The organism is Bartonella sp. CL71SXKL (genome assembly GCF_042194935.1).
In the GTDB taxonomy this organism is placed as follows: Bacteria; Pseudomonadota; Alphaproteobacteria; order Rhizobiales; family Rhizobiaceae; genus Bartonella.
The window spans coordinates 1-874 of record NZ_JBHINI010000091.1 but is presented as its reverse complement, the minus strand read 5'-3'; the positions used below and the strand labels follow the sequence as shown (position 1 = coordinate 874).

1 protein-coding gene and 1 pseudogene are annotated in these 874 nt (G+C 43.8%); both read right to left on the bottom strand.

Annotated elements, in window-relative coordinates; all coding sequences use genetic code 11:
- Window positions 1-236: pseudogene (locus ACFILA_RS09630) on the bottom strand (phage tail protein); the annotation flags it as partial.
- 7 nt (window positions 237-243) lie between these two features.
- Window positions 244-874 (bottom strand): phage tail protein (locus tag ACFILA_RS09625; protein WP_375661136.1); only part of this gene is annotated, 631 nt, incomplete at its 5' end.

Below are 874 nucleotides of genomic sequence, written 5' to 3'. Positions count from 1 at the left end.
TCTAAAAATGCCGATTGGCTTAGAAGCCTTATCACGCTCGTCTTTTGGTTATTATCAACCGTCACAATCCCTTCAAGCACACCCCCCGTATCCGATAAATACTCACTTACCCGTTGCATCATAAAACGAGCGCTATTATTAACCGTGTTAGGGTGCTGTCCCTCTGACCAATTAATTAAAGCATCAGCACCACCATTCTCAGATGCCGTTAAAGACCAATCATAAATCGTGGACATCTGAACCTCACGTCTTGATTCCAAATACAACACTTATATTAATCGGACGCGTCTCACTTACACCTGAACTTGCCAATGCAACATCACGCATGTGAAGGTGGGAATGGGGAAAGGCGAGCTTATGGTGCACACGTATATCCTCTGCTCTCACGCCCAAACGTTCAGCAAGCTTCAACCTTTGCTGTTCATTCAACACATATCCCCAGATGATCGTCATATCACCATGCCAACTCTCTTCCTGATTTTCATCATTCAAAATCGTAAAGGATTGACCACTATGATCATGCTTTCTCATTGCGTCATTTTGTAAAGTGCCAAGATAACGAAAGCGGTCTATCTCGCGGTCATCATCAACACCTCGTAAAAAAACACCACGCAAATCGGGAACGTTAAACTTGTTCCAAGTATCAGCGCCTCCCCATCTGATCCCTATCGCTTCATAAAGAGCAGGATAATCACTACGCAAATAAGCCTTCCCATCACAAGGTAACCAGTCCTCTGGCAAAACTTGCATTCCAAAAATTCCTATCGTCCCTGTCGGATAAATGGGAATAACCGGTTCTTGTGATAAAGAGAGAGGCGTAGGATTTAAAACATGCCAAGCATGATCCCTATAAACCAAGCTATAAATGCACCCC